The following is an 18,599-nucleotide window of genomic DNA, read 5'->3' as shown; positions in this document are numbered from 1 at the left end:
AGCGTGGTCAGACAGCCCGGGGGCAAGGGCTCCCTCTCGCACCGCATGTTCGTGGCGCTCGTCGTGGCGTGCACGAGCGTCGCCGTGGTCGTGACCGTCGCCGCCTCCCTCATCTACCAGAGCGCCTTTCTCGCCGACGAGCACGAGCAGCTCGCCGGCGAGTGCCGTACGCTCTCCTCGCTGCTCAACGTCTCCGACGACGACGCGGAGGTCCTCGCCGGCCTCGAGCTCGGCGACATCCGCGCCACCCTCATCGACCCGGACGGCACCGTCACCTACGACAGCCTGGCGCCGGCCGACGAGCTTCCCAACCACGGGGACCGCCCCGAGGTGATCGCGGCGTTCGCCGAGGGCTCCGGCTCCTCGGAGCGTGCGAGCGACACCGCAGGCTACATGAGCCTCTACGAGGCGGAGCGGCTGGACTCCGGCCAGGTCGTGCGCCTGTCGGTGGACCGCGCCGGGGTCGTGGCGCTGCTCTTCCAGGACCTCGTCCTTCTCGCCCTGCTGGCGGTGCTCCTGGTGGGGGCGAGCTGGATCGTCTCGCGTCGGCTGTCGTGCCGCTTCGTCCAGCCCATCCTGGAGATCGACCCGTCGTCGGGCGACGGCGTGGCCCCCTACGAGGAGCTCGACCCGCTCGTGAACCGCCTGAACGAGCAGCACGGGCAGCTCATGCACCGCATGTCGCAGATCCAGGACATCGCGGACCTGCGTCGTGAGTTCACCGCCAACGTGACTCACGAGCTCAAGACGCCGATCGCCTCGATCTCGGGCGCCGCCGAGCTCATTCGCGACGGCATCGCGAAGCCCGAGGACGTCCCCGGCTTCGCCGGGCGCATCTACGACGACGCTCGACGGCTCTCGAGCCTGGTGAGCGACATCCTGACCCTCTCCAAGCTGGACGAGGCCGAGCGCGCCGGCGAGGGCGAGGGCTCGCAGGAGCTCTTCGGGCCATCGGAGAGCGTGAACCTGCTCGCCGTGGCGCGCGACGTGGCCGACCGGCTGGCGCCCAAGGCGCGCGAGGCGGGCGTGGACGTCTCGGTCGAGGGCGTCACGATGGTGGTGCGCGGCAACGCGCGCCTGCTCGACGAGCTCGTGAGCAACCTCTGCGACAACGCGATCCGCTACAACCGGCCGGGGGGCAGGGTCTTCGTGTGGGTGCTGCCCGGGGAGGCCGGCGGCGCGCGCCTGCGCGTGTCCGACACCGGCATCGGCATCCCCGAGGCCTCGCGGGACAAGGTCTTCGAGCGCTTCTATCGCGTGGACAAGGGGCGCAGCCGCGACATGGGAGGCACCGGCCTGGGGCTCGCGATCGTCAAGCACGCGGCCGCCTACCACGGCGCGCAGATCTCGCTGGAGAGCCAGGTCGACAAGGGGACCACGATCACCGTGACGTTCCCGCGCGCCTAGCGGGCGCGCCCCGGATACTGACAGGTTTTACTGCTCCCGGCGCTTGTGACGGCCCCGGGCGCGGTAAAAGCTGTCAGCGTCGAGGGCTAGACGTCGAGCCGGAGCTCCCAGAGGTTGGTCCAGCCGGGCATTGGCAGCGTGGGGTAGGGCAGCCAGATCGGGCGGTGGCGGGTGAAGTCGCAGCGCGTGTACATCGCGTTGGCCTCCACGCCCTGGACCGAGGTGTTGAGGCGCACCACGCGTGCGCCCTCGGCGCGCGCCTCGCGGGCCACGGCGTCGAGAAGGGCGACGGATGCGTGGCGCCCGCGCGCGTCGGGGTCGACGGCGAGCAGATGGAGGCCGCGCACCTCACGGGCGGGAAGACCCTCCCAGCCGGGGCCTCCCGTGCCGGAGCCGTGGCCGGGGGCGGTGCCGTCGCCCATGTCGGCGTCGAGGTCCATCGCCACGGCGCCGAGAAGGACGGCGTCCTCGCGGGGCGTGCCGTCGTGGACGGCCGCGGCGTCGAAGGCACCCCAGTAGGAGCCGGCGGCGAGCAGGCCGCGGGCCATGCCGGCCGGCGGCCAGACGCCCGGGACCCAGCCGCAGGTGCCACCGGTGGCGCTCACGTGGGCGTACAGCGCGTCCAGCCTCTCCGCCCAGAGGCCCGAGACGGGCAGGCGCACGACGGCTATGTCGGCCGGTATGCTCGCGCGACCCTCGTGGCGCACGTCGTTTCGGGCGACCGTTGCGAGAAGCTCGCGCGAGACGGCGTCGGGCGCCATCTTGGGGAGGTTGTGGTCGATGCCAGGCTCCACGACCTTGGTCGCGCCGGGGATGGCGGCGACGATGCGGTCGGTCTCCTCGGGAAGGATCTCGTCGAACTCGCCGACCATGACGGTCACGGGACAGGTGATGCGCACCAGCGAGGCGGCGTCGATCTGAGGCTGCTCGACCATGAGCTGCAGGAGCTCGGCGATCCTCGCCGACTCGGCGGGGGAGGGCACCGGCGTTCCGTCCTCCAGCGTGACGCCCTCCTCGCCCTCCTCGGCCCAGCGGCGGTTCTCGGCGGCGGCGTAGGCCATCCAGTCGGTGTCCTCCCTGGGGAGGCCGTCAGGCGTGAGGTTCGCCCCGAGCGCGGTCACGGAGAGGACGTGCTCGCCCCAGTCGCGGGCGAGGAGCAGCCCCAGGATGCCGCCGTCGGAGAAGCCGAGCACGTGGACCTGCGGAACGCCGAGGCGCGAGCAGACCTCGCGGGCGTCGGCGGCCATGAGCTCGTAGGAGAGCGGCGCGGTGCCGCGCGTGCTCTGGCCCTGCGCGCGGGAGTCAACGGCGACGACGGCGCGCCCGCTCGCGCAGACGGCGTCGATGACCGGCCCGAAGATGCCGTGCTCCTCGCCGTTGCCGTGCAGCATGAGGACCGGCGGCACGGCGAGGCCGAGGCCGAAGGGCGTCCCCGGCTCGTCGACGACGCCGGCGGGCGCGTACGTCCAGGCCACGATCGTCGCGCCGTCGGCCGTCGGCACCTCCACGCGCGCCGCGAGCGGAACGGTCGGCAGCGCGTACGGGCGCGGAACGTGCACCGGCGGCGGCGTGACCTTCATGTGAGTCCCTTCGGTAAGATAGGCCGATCAAGTGCGGGCGGGGCGAGAAGGTCCGCCGCGAGTTCCGCAGCCGCGTCCTTTGCGGCGAGGACTGTCTGAGCGCCGGACCTTCTCGCCCCGCCCTTCTCGCTACTTGGAGCGAACCTGCGACGGGTGCTTCTCGAAGAAGTCATAGCGCGGGGGCAGGGGGACGATCCTGTGCTCCGCGGGCGTCTCGCCGCAGGCGGCGGCCAGCTCGGCGGGGCCGTCGAAGGCGTGGTCCCAGGAGAAGAACAGCTCGGGCGAGAAGCCCATGTGCTCGCAGATCTTCTCGCAGCCGAAGGGCACGGCCGGGTGCATGAGCAGGGCCGTCGTGCGCAGCGCGACGAAGGCGTCGGCGAGGGCGGCCTCGTAGGCGGCGTCGTCGCCCTTGGCGGCCTTGGAGGCGTCGTCCCAGCGCTTGTTGGCCGCGCGGGCGAACTCCTCCGCCACGCCGAGCGCACCGTGGGCGTCGAACTCGTAGGCGCGGCGCTCGAAGGCCAGCGTGGCCTCGCGCGCGGCGGCGACGGCCTCCTCGCTCGGGGCAACGGCGGGTAGGTGCGCGTCGCAGACGTTGGCGGCGCCGTAGAAGCAGCTGCGGGCCAGGCGGTTGAAGATGTTGGTGAGGAAGGCGCTCTCCTTGAGGGCGGGGTCGACCACGCGCGGGTCGTCGCGGACGAGCACGTCCTCGCCCGTGGCCTTGTCCTTGTGGGAGACGGAGGTGTCGAAGGCCTTGGGGTTGAAGGAGACAGCCTTCTGGTCCAGGCCAAGGGACAGCCAGTGCGCGCGCAGCTGCTCGGGCGTGTAGGCGTCCAGCAGCTCCGCCGCCATCGGCGGGACGATCTTGCCGGAGCTCGAGGCCTTCTTGTTCATGAACAGGATGTGGTAGTTGGCCACGGGGATGTCCTGCGTGAGGCCCCAGTCGAGCGCCTCCCACATGGCGGGCTGCGCCACGCAGTAGAAGTAGATGTTGTCCTGGCCGATGAACTGGTAGACGCGGGCGTCCTCGCTGCACCACCAGTCGTGCCAGTCGCGGCTGGAGTAGCGGCCCTCCTCGGCGAGCTCCAGCGTCGTCTGCGTGAACGAGATCGGCGCCCACAGGCTCTCGGGCCAGCACCAGACCGTGAGGCCGCTCGTGCCCTCGAGCTCGGGTGCGGCCACGCCCCAGTCGATGTTGCCGGTGATGCGGAACGGGAGCAGGCACTTGCCGGTGCGGAAGCGCACGCCCGCGGCGTCGAGCTTCTCGCGCGCCTCGTCGCGCTCCTCCCAGCCGGCGAAGGTGAGCGAGAAGGACTGCTGGCCCTTCTCGGCCTCCGCGAGCGTATGGGCGGGGAGCTGGTCGGCGACGGCGTCGTAGGCCTCGCGGAACTTGGTCTGGACGTAGATCACCGGGTCGACGAGGCTCTCGCGCACGGTCTTGGTGACGATGGCGCGGACCTGCGGGTCCATGTCCCACTCGTCCATGAGGCGCTCGAGCTCGTCGCGGAAGGCGGGCAGGTCAAAGTACCAGTTGTCAACCGGCCGCAGCTCGGGCGTGGTGCCGGTGACCTGCGAGAGGGGGGCGATCAGCTCCTCGGGGTCAAACTGGTGGCCGAGGTCGCACTCGTCGGCGTAGGCCTTCTCGGACTTGCAGCCGCGCACGGGGCAGCGGCCCTGGACCTGGCGGCCGTTGAGGAAGGTGCCGGCCTCAACGTCAAAGAACTGGCGCGTGGAGCGCTTCTTGAGGTAGCCGCGCTCGTGGAGGCGACGGATGAGCTCGTCGGTCACGCGGGCATGGACGTCGCGCGCGGGGGCGAGGCCGGAGCCGGCGAAGAGGTCGAGCGAGATGCCGTAGGCGTCGAGGGCGGCCTTCTGGCTCTCGTGGTTGGCGCGGACGTAGTCCTCGATCGTGCCCGTGTATCCCTCGTTCTCCACCTTCTTGCGGTAGCCCTCGGCGATGGGCGATCCGTAGCAGTCCGTGCCTGAGACGAAGATCACGTTCTCGGCGCCGATGCGGTCGCGCAGGAAGCGCGCGAAGAAGTCGGCCGGAACGAAGACGCCGCCGATATGGCCGAAGTGCAGGTTCTTGTTGCCGTAGGGCATGCCGCCGGTGATGACCGCGCGGCGCGGGAAGCTCGGGCGAGAGGAGGTCTCGGGCATGGGTGCTCCTTCGTGATTGGGTGCAGCCCTCCCATTCTCGCACTTCTCGGCTGCGCGCGTCTCGCTTTTCCGGGTGTGTACGAAGTTGCAAAATTAATAAGGTACCGAGCAATTACAAACCAGCAGGTAGAACGCTTGGAGAGAAGAACATCAACCTTGTAACTTCGTACACACCCGGAAAGCGGAGGCGCGCTAAGATGGGCGCATGCGCACGATCGCCGACATAGACGTCCTGGGGGACGAGGCCCTGCAGCGGGGGATCGCGCGGCTGTCGCTCGCGCTTCTCGCGGTCACGGCTCTTCTCGCCGCGCTCCTCGCCCTCGCCCTGGGCGGCGAGAGGCTCGACGTGTGGTGGTGGGTCACGCTGGCTGCGGGCACGGTGGTCGCTCTGCCCGTCCACGAGCTCGTGCATGCCGCGGCGTTCAAGCTGCTGTGCCCCGGCTGCCGCGTGTCCTTCGGCTTCAAGGACGCCTTCCTCTACACCAAGACGGACGGGGCCGTGCTGCGTCGCGGCCGCATGGTGGCCGTGCTGCTGGCACCCTCGGTGCTGGTGACGGCCGTGCTGGCCGTCCTGGCGCTCGGCGCGGGCCTCCCCGTGCTCGCGGTCCTTCTCGCTGGCGTCCATCTTTCCGGGTGCGCCGGTGATATCCTCATGGCGGCCGCCACCCTTCGCGAGGGCGCCTGCACCCATGTTCGCGACACCGAGACCGGCATCACCCTGCTCTGCGACCGCGAGGAGGACGCATGAACGAGACCATCGCCCAGCTCCACGAGCGCCGCTCCGCGCGCGCCTACACCGACGAGCCCGTGAGCGCCGCGGACGAGCGCGCCATCCTCGAGGCCGCGTGCCAGGCGCCCACGGCGGGAAACCAGCAGCTCTACTCCATCGTCGTGGTGCGCGACCAGGCCGAGAAGGACGAGCTTGCCGTCACCTGCGACAACCAGCCGTTCATTGCGACGGCTCCGCTCGTGCTGGTGTTCTGCGTCGACGTCCGCCGCTGGCACCAGGCCTTTCTCGCCGCCGACGCCGTGCCGCGCGAGCCGGGCGTGGGCGACTTTCTCCTTGCGCTCGAGGACACCGCCATCGCGGCGCAGAACGCCGTGGTCGCCGCGCACAGCCTGGGGCTCGGCTCGTGCTACATCGGCGATATCCTCGAGCGCCGCGAGGAGCAGGCGAGAATCCTGGGGTGTCCGCGCTACGTGGTGCCCGCGGTGATGCTCGTGATCGGCCATCCCACGGAGGGGCAGCTCAGGCGCGTGAAGCCGGTGCGCCTGCCGCTCGAGGACATCGTCTTCGAGAATCGCTACGAGACGCGCGACGCCGACCGCCTGCTCGAGGACCTGCGTCCCAAGGCGCCGGCCAGCCGCGACCTCGCCGACTGGGCGTGCGCGTTCTGCGAGCGCAAGTGGAACTCGGACTTCTCGCGCGAGATGACGCGCTCCGCCGCCGCGATCCTCGCGGACTTCGCGACGGAGGCCTCATGACGCCGCTTCTGCTCCATGCCTGTTGCGGCCCGTGCTCGCTCGAGCCGGTGAGGCTGCTGCGCGCCGAGGGCTTCGAGCCCACGATCTGCTGGACCAACCCCAACATCCAGCCCGTCTCCGAGTGGCAACGTCGCCTGGACACGCTGCGCGCGTGGGCCGACGAGGTGGCGCACGTCGACGTGATCGTCGCCGGAGACGACCGGGACGCCTGGGAGGCAGCCGCCGCCCCTGCGGGCTTCGACCGCGAGCGGCGCTGCCGGGCGTGCTACGCGCTGCGCCTTGCCGAGGCGTGTCGCGTGGGGCGCGAGCGGGGCTTCGAGTTCGTGTCCACGACGCTCGTGGTCTCGCCGTACCAGCTCTTCGACGCCTGCGGCGAGATCCTCTCCGCGGTCGCGCCCCGCTTTGGCCTCACGCCCGTCTGGCGCGACTTCCGCCCGTTCTACCCCGAGGCCACGCGCGAGTCCCGCGAGCTGGGAATGTATCGCCAGAACTACTGCGGGTGCCGCTTCTCGGCCGCGGAGGCGGCCATCGAGCGCCACGAGGCCCGCGACGCGCGCAAGGCCGCGAAGGCCGCGGCGCGCTCGGCCGCCCCCCAGGTGTAAGGGTTTTGGCAAGACCGCCGATCCCTCGCCCGCCCGCGCGGCGCGTGCTCTATCGTGGTGAACGGTCTGTCTGAGACGAGAAGGACGGTGAGAACATGATCCAGTGCCTGCTGACCGGCGAGAACGGAACCATGGAGAAGGTCGCCCAGCCCTGTCCCGGGTGCTGGGTCAACGTCGTCGCGCCCACGGACGAGGAGCGCGCCTGGCTCGAGGGCGAGCTCGGCGTGCTCCCGGAGTTCGTGAGCTCGGCCCTCGACGACGAGGAGACCTCGCGCGTCGACTACGACGAGGACGCGCGCCAGATCTTCGTGATCGTGGACTATCCCGTCGTGGGCGAGGACGGCGCGGGGGTGCGCCCTCAGAGCCCGCTCCAGTACGACACCATGCCCCTCTCGATGGTCTTCTTGCCCGAGCGCGGGCTCTTCGTCACCATCAGCATCCTCCAGAACGAGGTCGTCGACGACCTGGCCTGCGGTCGCGTCCGCAACGTGGATACGCGCTACCGCACGCGCTTCCTGCTGCAGATGCTCTTGCATATCTCGCAGCTCTACCTCGTCTACCTGCGGCGCATTGACCGCCTGTCCTCCAACACCGAGGCACGCCTGCACGCGTCCGTGCGCAACGAGGAGCTCATCCAGATGCTCAACCTGGAGAAGTCGCTCGTGTACTTCTCCACCTCGCTCAAGTCGGACGAGGTGACGCTCAACAAGATCGCGCAGGGCCGCATCATCCCGCTCTACGAGGACGACCAGGACCTGCTCGAGGACGTGCTCGTCGAGGTGCACCAGGCCATCGAGATGGCCAACATCTACTCCGGGACGCTCTCCGGCACGATGGACGCCTTCGCGAGCATCATCTCCAACAACCTCAACATCGTGATGAAGGTCCTCTCCGTCATCACGATCGTCATGGCGATCCCCAACATCGTCTTCGGCTTCTACGGCATGAACGTCGGCCTGCCCTTCGAGGGCGTCCCCCTGCTCGACAACTGGGCGTTCCCGCTGCTGCTCGCCGTTGCGGGCTGCCTCGTCGCCGCCTGGATCTTCAAGCGCAAGGGCCTCTGGCACTAGCGAGAAAACCCTGCCCTCCTGGCTCTACCGACACCGATGGGGCGCGCGAGGCGGCCGGCGTGTGAATCCGCCGCGAGTTCTGCAGCGCGCGCTCTGTGCGCGCAAAGCTGTCCGAGCGCCGGATTCACACGTCGGCCGTCTCGCGCGTGCTATCGTAGTGCGCTGGACCAAGGAGGAACCCCATGCGCACCGACGACTTCGACTATCCGCTGCCCGACGAGCTCATCGCCCAGGCCCCCGCCGAGCCGCGCGACTCCTGCCGCCTGCTCGTGCTCCACCGCGAGGACGGCTCCGTCGAGCACCGGCGCTTCTCGGACATCATCGACTACCTCGAGCCCGGCGACCTGCTCGTGGCCAACCAGACGCGCGTCATGCCGGCGCGCCTCGTGGGCCGCAAGCGCGGGACCGGCGGCGTCTGCGAGACGCTGCTGCTCAAGCGCCGCGAGGACGTGGACCCGCTCGGCGGCGTCTGGGAGTGCCTGGTCAACCCCGGCAAGAGGCTGCGCCAGCCGGGCATCGTGATCGAGTACCGCGCCGGCGGCCTGCACGCCCCGGAGTCCGCGCCGGTGGTGCTCACCGGCGAGATCGTCGACTTCGTCGAGGGCAGCAGGGGCGGCCGCCTCGTGCGCTTCTCGCCGGTGGGCGAGAAGGACGACGGCACCCCGCGCACCCTGGACGAGGCCATACACGCCGCCGGCCACGTGCCGCTGCCGCCCTACATCACCAGCTACGAGGGCGACCCCGAGAAGTACCAGACCGTCTACGCCATGACGGAGGAGCACTCCGCCGCCGCGCCCACTGCCGGCCTCCACTTCACGCCCGAGCTCATCGAGCGCATTCGCGAGAAGGGCGTGGGCTGGGCGACCGTCGAGCTCGAGGTGGGCATCGACACCTTCCGCCTGGTCACCGAGGACGACCCGACCCAGCACTTCATGCACACCGAGCGCTACCACGTGCCCCAGGAGGTCGTCGACGCCGTGCACGCCACCAAGGCCGCCGGCCACCGCGTGATTGCCGTGGGCACCACCTCGGTGCGCTCGCTCGAGAGCGCCTGGGAGGAGGACGCCGCCCCGAGTGATCCGCCCGTCGCCGCGCGTCGCTTCGAGGGCGCCGCCGGCACCGGTGACATCGTGGCGCGCGAGAACGCCACCACCAACCTCTACCTCATGCCGGGGTCGAGCTTCCACGTGGTGGACGCCATGGTCACGAACTTCCACGTGCCGCGATCGACGCTCATGATGCTCGTCTCGGCCTTCGCCACGCGCGACCAGATCATGGCCGCCTACGCCGCCGCGATAGAGGAGCGCTACCGCTTCCTCTCGTTCGGCGACGCGATGTTCATCGAGTAGGGGATCGAGTAGGGGAGGCCGCCCTATCGGCCCGCGGTGACGACCAGCACCACCACGAGGACGACCAGCGCCACCACGACGAGCGCCGCGGCGAGAAGCGCGAGGCGGACGCCGCGCGTGCTGCTGCGCAGGCTGCGCTCGCCCTCGGCCAGCTGGTCGACCACGCCCTGCTGGTCGGCGACGGCCCTGCGCTGCTGCTCGACGCTCTGGCGAAGCCGGACGGTCTCCTCGGGCGTGGCGTGGACGCCCTGTGCCTCGTCGTAGAGCGCGAGCGCCTCGTCGTGGCGCTCGGCGGCCTCGTCGTGGGCGACCTTGGCCTCGTCGGAGCGCCTGTGGAGGTCCTCCATGCGGTCCTCGAGGTCCTTCTCGGCGGCCTGCGCCTCGGCGAGGCGCTCGTCATACTCGTTCTTGCGCGCGTCGTACTCCTGCTTGGCGGCGTCGGCCTCGCGCTGGGCCTCCTCGAGGGACTTCTTCTGCGTCCAGAGGTGGGTCTGGGCCGCGTCGACGGAGGCCTGCGCGTCGCGGGTGATTGCCGAGACGTCGCCGCGCGAGGCCTCCACCTGCGCCGCCTCCGTCGCGAGCTCGCCCTGGAGCCGCTGGAGCGCGCCTGCGTCGGCCTGGGACTCCTGCGCGCGCCTCAGCTCGTCCTGCACCTTGAGGAGGCGCGCCTGCGACGCGTCCACGGAGCGGTTGGCGGAGGCGATGGACTGCTCGCGCTGTTCGGTTGCCTCCTTGACCTGGGCCTCGGCCGTTCGTACCGCGCGCTTTGCCTCGCCGACCGCCCGGCTGGCCTCCTCGGAGCGCCCGCGGGCCGTCTCCGCGATCTTCTTGTAGGGCCTGAGCTCCCGCTCGTGCTCCTCGCGCATGCGGTCGAGCTCCTCCGAGAGCGTCCTCGCCTCGGCGTCGAGCGACCCGACGAGCTCGTCCTGGCGTGCGATGACCTCGGCGGTCTCGGACACGATGGCCCCCTGCTCGCTCACGATCCGCTCGTAGTCCGCCTCGACCTCCTCGCGGCGGGCGAGCGTGGCCTCGTCGGCTGCGAGCGACTCCTCGAGGTCGCGCAGGCGCTCCCGGGCGGAGGCGTGCCGCCTCGAGGCGGCGTGGACGTCGCGCACGGCGAACATGCCGCTCCTCAGCGTCCTCGCCGCACCCGTTGCCACGCCGCGCGCCGCCTCGAGGACCTCGCCCCCGCGATCGGCGGGCCTCTCGGCTCGATCCCTCTCGGCGCCCTCCTGGTGCTCCCGGTCCGTCATCAGCGCCTCCTCGCGTCGTCTCGTACCCGTTCATTTTGCAGCAAGACGCCGCCGGGCCGCCCGTCAATTCCGCTCATCCCCCCACTTTGCATCCTCGGCGGACGTCACGAGCATGGTTCCTTGCATGTTTGCTACGATATGTCCCGTTTTTGGGAGGCGCGTTTCTCTCCCGCCGTTGGGAATTCTGGAAAGGAAGTCTTCGCATGGTTTCTAAGCAGACGAGCATCATCAACGCCACCGGCCTTCACGCCCGTCCCGCGTCCGTCTTCGTGACCGAGGCCAAGAAGTACCAGTGCAACGTCACCATCAAGAACGTCGACAAGGACTCCGCTCCCGTCAACGCCAAGTCCATCATGATGATCCTGGCCGCCGGCCTCGGCACCGGCACCAAGGTCGAGATCGCGTGCGACGGCGAGGACGAGCAGGCCGCCCTCGACGCCCTCGTCGCCCTCATCGACTCCGGCTTCGGCGAGTAGCCATACCCCAAAACCAGAATGGTTCGGCCCGGCGCCCCCGCGGTGCCGGGCCGTTTTGTGTACGATGGGATGCCGGTTGTGATCTCCCGGCCCCTGTCGCCGGCCACGCATGAGGGGAACCTATGGACCAGAGCCTCTTCACTTACGACATCGTCGCCGAGGACCCCGGCACCCACGCGCGCGCGGGCGTCCTTCACACCCCCCACGGCGACGTCCCCACGCCGATCTTCATGCCCGTGGGGACCAAGGCGACGGTCAAGGGGCTCATGCCCTCCACCCTGCGCGAGCTGGGCACCAAGATCCTGCTGGCCAACACCTATCACCTCTCCATGCGGCCCGGGGCGGACCTCGTGGCGGAGATGGGCGGTATTCACGACTTCATGCGCTGGGACGGGCCCATCCTCACCGACTCCGGCGGCTTCCAGGTCTTCTCGCACGAGGAGTTCTGCAAGCTCTCGGACGACGGCGTGCGCTTCCGCGCCGTCGACTACGACGGCAAGTGGGTCTCCTGGACACCCGAGGACAACATGGACATCGCCCAGAAGCTGGGCGCCGACATCGTGATGCAGCTCGACCAGTGCGTGGGCTACCCCGCCCCGCGCCGCAAGGTCGAGCGGTCGGTCGAGCTCTCGAGCCGCTGGGCGGAGCGCTGCTACGCCGCCCATACCCGACCTGACCAGGCGCTCTTTGGCATCGTTCAGGGAGGGATGCACCTAGACCTGCGTCTGAGGAGCCTGAGCCACCTCGAGCAGGTCGGCGACTTCCCCGGCTACGGCATCGGCGGATACTCCGTCGGCGAGGACCACGAGACCATGTTCGAGTCGCTCGAGCCGCTGGTCAGCGAGCACATGCCGCGCTCCAAGCCCCGCTATCTCATGGGCGTCGGCAACCCCACCACGCTCGTGCGCGCCGTCGCCTGCGGCGTGGACATGTTCGACTGCGTGCTCCCCACGCGCACCGCCCGCACCGGCTCGGCGTTCACGAGCGAGGGCAGGCTCAACTTCCGTCACGCGCGCTTCATCCACGACCGGCGCCCCATCGACGAGGCATGCGACTGCCCGGTCTGCCGCCAGGGCTTCTCGCGCGCCTACCTCCACCACCTCGTCCGCCAGAAGGAGATGCTCGCCGGCATCCTCATCTCCCAGCACAACATCCACTTCCTGCTCGACCTCATGCGCCGCGCCCGCGAGGCCGTGCTCGCGGGGACCTACGCTGCCTTCCTCGCGGACTGGATGGCCTCGCCGGCCGCACGGGACTGGTAGCGAGGGCGCGGGACGGCGGCCGGGCGCGGCTTTTGTCCGGGGTCTCTGCTACAATCTGAGGCGATCAACAGCCGGGCGCCGGGCGCCCACACCTCAGAGAGACCTGTCATGACAAGCGAGAAGTACCCCGAGCTCGCGGCTGGCGCCGCGCGCGCGTCCATACCCATTCTTACCCCGGAGGGCCGCTAGCATGGGCGGCCTCGCACAGAGCCGCCGCTGGTCGGTGCTGCCCGACGACCCCGTTCGCGAGCGTGCCCTTGCGGAGGAGCTCGCCATCCCGCCCCTGGTGGCGCGCGTCCTGGTGGCGCGTGGTCATGCCGACGCGTCCGACGCGCGCGCGTTCCTCGACGCCTCCCTCGAAAAGTCCTGGGAGGACCCCCTCTGCATCCCCGGCATGGGGGAGGTGGTGTCGCGCCTGGAGCGGGCGCTGGACGCGCGCGAGACGGTCGCGGTCTTTGGCGACTTCGACGTGGACGGCATGACCTCTACCTGCCTGCTTACGCTCGCGCTGCGTGAGCTGGGGGCGACGGTCCACCCGTTCATACCCCATCGCTTCGGGGAGGGATACGGGCTCTCGCGTGAGGCCCTCGAGCGCGTCAGGTCCGTGTGCTCGCCCGACCTCGTGGTGACCGTCGACAACGGGATCGCCTCCGCTCGCGAGGTCGAGTGGCTGGTCGGCGAGGGCGTCGACGTCGTCGTGACCGACCACCACGAGCCGGCCGACCTCGTTCCCGAGGACGTCCCGGTGACCGACCCCAAGCTCTCGCCCGACTGCCCCTCGCGCGAGCTCGCCGGCGCGGGGGTCGCCCTGAAGCTCGTCTGCGAGCTCGGGCGTCGTCGCGGGAAGTCGGAGCTGTGGCGCCGCTACACCGACGTCGCCGCACTCGGCACGCTCTCGGACATGATGCTGCTCGCGGGGGAGAACCGCGCGCTGGTCAGGGTCGGCGTCGAGCGCATGCGCCGCGCCACGCGCCCGGGCCTCGTCGCGCTGGCGGCCACCGCGGGCTGCGACCTGGCAACGGTGCGCCCCGACGACCTGCCCTTCTCACTCATACCGCGCCTCAACGCGGCTGGCCGCATGGGGTCCACCGACGTGGCGCTTGAGCTGCTGCTCACCGAGGACCCGGCCGAGGCCGCCGTCCTCGCCGCGCGTCTCGACGCGGTCAACACCGAGCGCCGCGAGGTCGAGTCGGCCCTCGCGGAGGCCGCCCTCGCCGAGGCGGCGCTCACCTACGACGGCGGCCGTGCGGTGGTCGTCGGCGGGGAGGGCTGGCACGAGGGCGTGAAGGGCATCGTGGCCTCGCGTCTCGTGAACCGCTACCACGTGCCCGCGATCGTCTTCTCCATCGCGGATGGCATCGCCCGCGGCTCCGGCCGCTCGGTGGGCTCCGTCGACCTCTTCCATGCCGTCGAGCAGTGCTCCGACCTGCTGGTGCGCTTCGGGGGCCACGCCGGCGCGGTGGGCGTCACCTGCGAGGCGTCCCGCCTGGGCGAGTTCCGCGAGCGCCTCTCGGCGGTCCTCGCGGGGCTCCCCGAGGAACAGTTCGAGGACGTCGGCGAGGTCACGGCGATGGTTTCCCTCTCCGAGCTCACCGTCGAGACCATAGACTCCCTCGAGCGCCTCCAGCCCTTCGGCCAGGGCAACAAGCGGCCGATGCTCGCGGTCTGCGGCGTCACCACGCGCAACCGCGCCCTGGTGGGCGCCGACGGTGCCCACCTGCGCTTCGTTGCGACCGACGGCGGGTGCTCCGTCCCCGCCATCTACTTCCGCGCGCCTGACGCCGAGCGCGCCTGCGCCTGGGACGGCGTGGTCGACATCGTCTTCGAGGCCGTGAACGAGACCTGGCAGGGTCGCACCAAGCCCAAGCTCATGGTGAAGGACCTCCTGCTCAGGGACGGCGGTCAGGACGCGGTGGGGGCGGACGCGGCCGAGAAGGGCCTCGGGCTCGAGGGGGTGACGGGGGAGGACGCCGCGTCCGACGAGCCCCTTGCCCCGGACGCCGCCGCCCGTGCCGCCCTCGCGGGCCTGGGCGCCGCCGCGCTCACCGACGAGCTGCGCCGCCGCCTGATAGGGGAGCGCCCGCTGCTTCCCGCGCAGGAGCGCGCGCTGGACCTCCTCGCCGCAGGGCGCTCGTGCCTTGCGGTCATGGCCACCGGGCGCGGCAAGTCCCTCGTCTTCCACCTCCACGCGGCCCGCGAGGCGCTTGCGCGCGGCAGGGCGAGCGTGTTCGTCTACCCGCTGCGCGCCCTTGTCGCGGACCAGGCCTTCCACCTGCGCGAGCAGCTCGCCGGCGCGGGCCTCTCGGTCGAGGTGCTGACGGGCGAGACGCCCCAGCACGACCGTGACCGCGTCTACGCAGGCCTCTCCTCGGGCGCGACCGACGTCGTCCTCACGACGCCCGAGTACCTCGCGATCCACCGTGCCGACCTCGCGCAGTCCGGCCGGGTCGGCTTCCTCGTCATCGACGAGGCCCACCACGCCGGCCTTGCCGCCCCCGGCAGCCGCGAGGCCTACCTCGAGCTCCCCGCCATCCGTGCCGACCTGGGCGACCCGGTGACGCTCGCCGTCACGGCGACCGCCGCCCCGGACGTCGCCGAGCGGATCTGCGCCCTTGCCGGCATAGCGCGCGACGACGTGGTGCTCGACCTCTCCGTTCGCGATAACCTCCTGGTCGACGACGAGCGCGAGCTGCGCGACCGCGAGGCTGCCCTCGTGAGCGTGGTGGCGCGCGGCGAGAAGAGCGTGGTCTACGTCCCCTCGCGCGACCAGGCCGTGTCGCTCGTGCGCATGCTGCGTCACCGCGTCCCCGAGCTCGCAGCACGCACCGCCTTCTATCACGCCGGGCTCCCGCGCGCCACGCGCGCACGCGTCGAGCGGGCCTTCCGCGGCGACGAGCTCAGCTGCATCGTCTCGACGAGCGCCTTCGGCGAGGGCGTGAACCTCCCCGGCATCCGGCACGTCGCCCTCTACGGCCTGCCCCTCGGGCGCGTCGAGTTCAACCAGATGAGCGGCCGTGCGGGGCGCGACGGCGCCGACGCGACGGTCCACCTGCTCTTCGGGTCGCGCGACGTCGCGCTCGGGCGCCGCATCCTCGCCTCCGCCGCCCCGTCCCGCGACGATCTCGTCCTCGTCTACCGCACCCTCGCGTGGCTCTACCGCGCCGACGGGCCCATCGCGCTCGACGACGCCGCCATCGCCGCGGTCGCCAGCGAGCGGGCCTCGCTCTCGCCCATAGACGAGCACGAGGTCGCGACCGCGCTGACGATCTTCTCCGAGCTGGGCTTCTGCTCGGTGTCAGGGTGGGGCGAGAGCCGTCGCGTGAGCATGGCCCCGTCTCCCGCGCGCATGGAGCTCACCCAGTCCGCCTGCTTCCTGGAGGGCGCCCGCGCCCGCGACGCCTTCGAGGAGTTCTGCGCCTGGGCCCTCCATTCCCCCGCCGACGACCTTCTCGCCTGCGTGAGGAGGCCCATCTCGCCGGACTTCGGTATCATCGTTGAGGGGAAGGAGGGGTGACATGAGCATGAGTGACGACGATGCCCGGATGCCGCAGCCTGCCAGCGCGCAGGGCCCTGCCGCTCCGGTGAGCGTCTCGACTGCGGACGCCGCCAAGGCAAAGAAGCCCGCACCCGATGCCGCCAACTTCCGCCTCCTGCAGTCCGCCTGCGCAGCCTACCTCGACGAGGAGGGATGCGAGAAGGTCGACCGCGCGTACCGCTTCGCCGCGGAGTTCCACCGCGACCAGCGCCGTCGCTCCGGCGAGCCCTACATCAACCACCCCGTCGAGGTCGCCCTGATCCTGGCGCACGACCTGCGCATGGACGAGGACACCATCTGCGCCGCGCTTCTCCACGACACGGTGGAGGACACCCCCGCGACCAAGGACCAGATCGCCGAGCTCTTCGGCCCCACGGTCGCCGACCTCGTGGACGGCGTGACCAAGCTCACCTCCATCCAGGTGAGCTCGATGGATGCAAAGCAGGCATGGAACCTGCGCAAGATGTTCCTGGCCATGAGCCGCGACATCCGCGTCGTCATCATCAAGCTCGCCGACCGCCTGCACAACATGCGCACGCTCGCCGCCCTGCCGGCCGACCGCCGCCAGTTCAAGGCGCGCGAGACGATGGACGTCTACGCGCCGCTCGCCGACCGCCTGGGCATCTCCTCGGTCAAGTGGGAGCTCGAGGACCTCGCGTTCTTCTGGCTCGAGCCCGAGGAGTACCAGCGCGTCGCCCGCATGGTCCAGGACTCCCGCGCCCAGCGCGAGGAGGACACCGACTCCGCCATCAAGACGCTCGACGACGAGCTCAAGGCCGCCGGCCTCACGGGCTATCAGATCACGGGCCGCCCCAAGCACCTCTGGAGCATCTACCAGAAGATGACGCGCAAGGGGCGCGAGTTCGCGGACATCTACGACCTTATCGCCCTGCGCGTGATCACCCAGAGCGTCGGTGACTGCTACTCCGCGCTCGGCGCCGTCCACTCCCTGTGGAACCCGCTGCCCGGCCGCTTCAAGGACTACATCGCCACGCCCAAGGCCAACCTCTACCAGAGCCTGCACACCACCGTCGTGGGCCCGGACGGCAAGCCCATAGAGATCCAGATCCGCACGGCCGAGATGCACGAGGCCTCCGAGTACGGCATCGCCGCCCACTGGCTCTACAAGAAGGAGGGCAACTCGCGCGGCCGCATGAGCGCCGAGGATCGCGCCATCGACTCCACGATCAACTGGATCCGCAAGACGCTCGACTGGGCGACCGAGGACGACATCGACGACCCGCACGAGTTCCTCGACAACCTGCGCGTCGACCTCTTCGAGCACGAGATCTTCGTCTTCACCCCCAAGGGCGAGGTCATGAGCCTGAGGCGCGACGCCACACCGCTCGACTTTGCCTACGCGGTCCACACCGAGGTGGGAAACCACTGCGTGGGCGCCAAGGTCAATGGCGCGGTGGTGCCGCTCTCCTACAAGCTCCAGATGGGCGACCGCGTCGAGGTGCTCACCAACAAGAACGCCAAGCCCAGCCGCGACTGGATGGCGCTCGTCGCCATGCCCTCGAGCCGCGCCAAGATCCGCAAGTACTTCTCGACGCAGACCAAGAACGACGACGCCGAGCAGGGGAGGACCGAGCTGGCGCACGAGTTGCGCAAGCGCGGCTACGGGATCTCCACCCGCCGCACCGTCAAGGCGATCGACCGCGTCTGCGAGCAGTTCGAGCTGCGCAGCCCCGAGGACCTCTTCGCGAACGTCCACAACGGCAAGATCTCGGCCAAGCAGGCGGCCAACCGCATCGAGGAGATTCTCGAGGAGGGCTCGCCCGAGCAGCTGGCCGCCCAGGCCGCCGAGGCGGAGCGCCAGGCGGCGCACGAGCGCGCCATGAGCTCGGGCGCCCCCGTCATGCAGTCCTACGCGCTCACCCAGGCGGCAAAGGGACGGCGCAAGCGCAGCAACTGCGGCGTGGTCGTCAAGGGAGACCCGGACCTTCTCGTCCACCTGGCGCACTGCTGCAACCCGGTGGCCGGGGACGAGATCGTGGGCTTCGTCACGCGCGGCCGCGGCGTCTCGGTGCACCGCGCCAACTGCCCCAACGTCGCGGACCTCATGCGCAACCCCGACCGTATGATCGAGGTCGCCTGGGACACCTCGGGCGCCACGGAGTTCCGCGTGGAGATCGTCGTGGAGGCCACGGACCGCATGGGCCTGCTCAAGGACATCACCGTCGCCATCGGCGACGCCGGCGCGAACATCCTCTCCGCCGCCACGCAGACCTCGGCCCAGGGCGTCGCCCGCCTGCGCTTCCTCGTGGCGATCTCCGACGCGAGCCTGCTCGACGTGCTGCTGTCCGCCGTGAGCCGCGTGCCCTCGGTCTTCGACGCGCGCCGCATCATGCCCGGCGAGGGCGCCAACCAGATGAAGCAGCGCGTGAGGTGAGCCAAGAGGGACCGTCCCTTTGACTCGT

The 18,599-nt window shown here is 70.5% G+C and carries 13 protein-coding genes; 10 read left to right on the top strand and 3 right to left on the bottom strand.

Features of this window, described 5'->3' with window-relative positions; all coding sequences use genetic code 11:
• Positions 1 to 3 precede the first annotated feature (3 nt).
• Positions 4 to 1,407 (top strand): sensor histidine kinase, encoded by a 1,404-nt coding sequence (locus tag INF26_RS08615; RefSeq protein WP_193529480.1) that lies wholly within the window; start codon positions 4 to 6, stop codon positions 1,405 to 1,407.
• Positions 1,408 to 1,493: 86 nt separating this feature from the next.
• On the opposite strand, the gene INF26_RS04150 is transcribed toward INF26_RS08615, so the two are convergent.
• Complete coding sequence (locus INF26_RS04150) at positions 1,494 to 2,987, bottom strand: bifunctional alpha/beta hydrolase/GNAT family N-acetyltransferase (protein ID WP_193529479.1); 1,494 nt, start codon at positions 2,985 to 2,987, stop codon at positions 1,494 to 1,496.
• 129 nt (positions 2,988 to 3,116) lie between these two features.
• Positions 3,117 to 5,144, bottom strand: a complete 2,028-nt coding sequence (locus INF26_RS04145; RefSeq protein WP_193529478.1) for a class I tRNA ligase family protein — start codon at positions 5,142 to 5,144, stop codon at positions 3,117 to 3,119.
• Between the two features lie 205 nt (positions 5,145 to 5,349).
• Here INF26_RS04145 and INF26_RS04140 point away from each other — a divergent pair, with 205 nt between their 5' ends.
• From INF26_RS04140 to queA, 5 genes are all read left to right on the top strand, one after another.
• Positions 5,350 to 5,892 (top strand): DUF3267 domain-containing protein, encoded by a 543-nt coding sequence (locus INF26_RS04140; RefSeq protein WP_193529477.1) that lies wholly within the window; start codon positions 5,350 to 5,352, stop codon positions 5,890 to 5,892.
• Complete coding sequence (locus INF26_RS04135) at positions 5,889 to 6,629, top strand: nitroreductase family protein (RefSeq protein WP_193529476.1); 741 nt, start codon at positions 5,889 to 5,891, stop codon at positions 6,627 to 6,629. The genes INF26_RS04140 and INF26_RS04135 overlap by 4 nt, the downstream gene beginning before the upstream one ends.
• The gene (locus INF26_RS04130) at positions 6,626 to 7,231 is read left to right on the top strand and encodes an epoxyqueuosine reductase QueH (RefSeq protein WP_193529475.1); all 606 of its coding nucleotides are present in this window, start codon (positions 6,626 to 6,628) and stop codon (positions 7,229 to 7,231) included. Before INF26_RS04135 ends, INF26_RS04130 begins: the two co-directional genes overlap by 4 nt.
• Before the next feature lie 95 nt (positions 7,232 to 7,326).
• Positions 7,327 to 8,301: a magnesium transporter CorA family protein gene (locus INF26_RS04125; protein ID WP_193529474.1), complete on the top strand. Its 975-nt coding sequence runs from the start codon at positions 7,327 to 7,329 to the stop codon at positions 8,299 to 8,301.
• Between the two features lie 182 nt (positions 8,302 to 8,483).
• Complete coding sequence (gene queA / locus INF26_RS04120) at positions 8,484 to 9,650, top strand: tRNA preQ1(34) S-adenosylmethionine ribosyltransferase-isomerase QueA (RefSeq protein WP_193529473.1); 1,167 nt, start codon at positions 8,484 to 8,486, stop codon at positions 9,648 to 9,650.
• Positions 9,651 to 9,673: 23 nt separating this feature from the next.
• On the opposite strand, the gene INF26_RS04115 is transcribed toward queA, so the two are convergent.
• Positions 9,674 to 10,903, bottom strand: coding sequence for a coiled-coil domain-containing protein (locus tag INF26_RS04115; RefSeq protein ID WP_193529472.1), 1,230 nt, complete (start codon positions 10,901 to 10,903; stop codon positions 9,674 to 9,676).
• A 203-nt stretch (positions 10,904 to 11,106) separates the two neighbouring features.
• On the opposite strand from INF26_RS04115, the gene INF26_RS04110 reads away from it, so the two are divergent.
• The 4 genes from INF26_RS04110 to INF26_RS04095 all read left to right on the top strand — a co-directional run bounded on the left by INF26_RS04110 (position 11,107) and on the right by INF26_RS04095 (position 18,571).
• Positions 11,107 to 11,379, top strand: a complete 273-nt coding sequence (locus INF26_RS04110) for an HPr family phosphocarrier protein (protein ID WP_193529471.1) — start codon at positions 11,107 to 11,109, stop codon at positions 11,377 to 11,379.
• A 122-nt stretch (positions 11,380 to 11,501) separates the two neighbouring features.
• A complete protein-coding gene (gene tgt, locus INF26_RS04105) occupies positions 11,502 to 12,641 on the top strand; it encodes a tRNA guanosine(34) transglycosylase Tgt (protein ID WP_193529470.1) in 1,140 nt (379 codons plus the stop codon).
• A 190-nt stretch (positions 12,642 to 12,831) separates the two neighbouring features.
• The gene (gene recJ / locus INF26_RS04100; protein WP_193529469.1) at positions 12,832 to 16,155 is read left to right on the top strand and encodes a single-stranded-DNA-specific exonuclease RecJ; all 3,324 of its coding nucleotides are present in this window, start codon (positions 12,832 to 12,834) and stop codon (positions 16,153 to 16,155) included.
• A 7-nt stretch (positions 16,156 to 16,162) separates the two neighbouring features.
• Positions 16,163 to 18,571 (top strand): RelA/SpoT family protein, encoded by a 2,409-nt coding sequence (locus tag INF26_RS04095; protein WP_408647518.1) that lies wholly within the window; start codon positions 16,163 to 16,165, stop codon positions 18,569 to 18,571.
• Positions 18,572 to 18,599: the final 28 nt, after the last annotated feature.

This window comes from Thermophilibacter gallinarum (genome assembly GCF_014982725.1).
Lineage (GTDB): Bacteria > Actinomycetota > Coriobacteriia > Coriobacteriales > Atopobiaceae > Thermophilibacter > Thermophilibacter gallinarum.
This window is presented reverse-complemented; position numbering and strand designations above follow the sequence as displayed.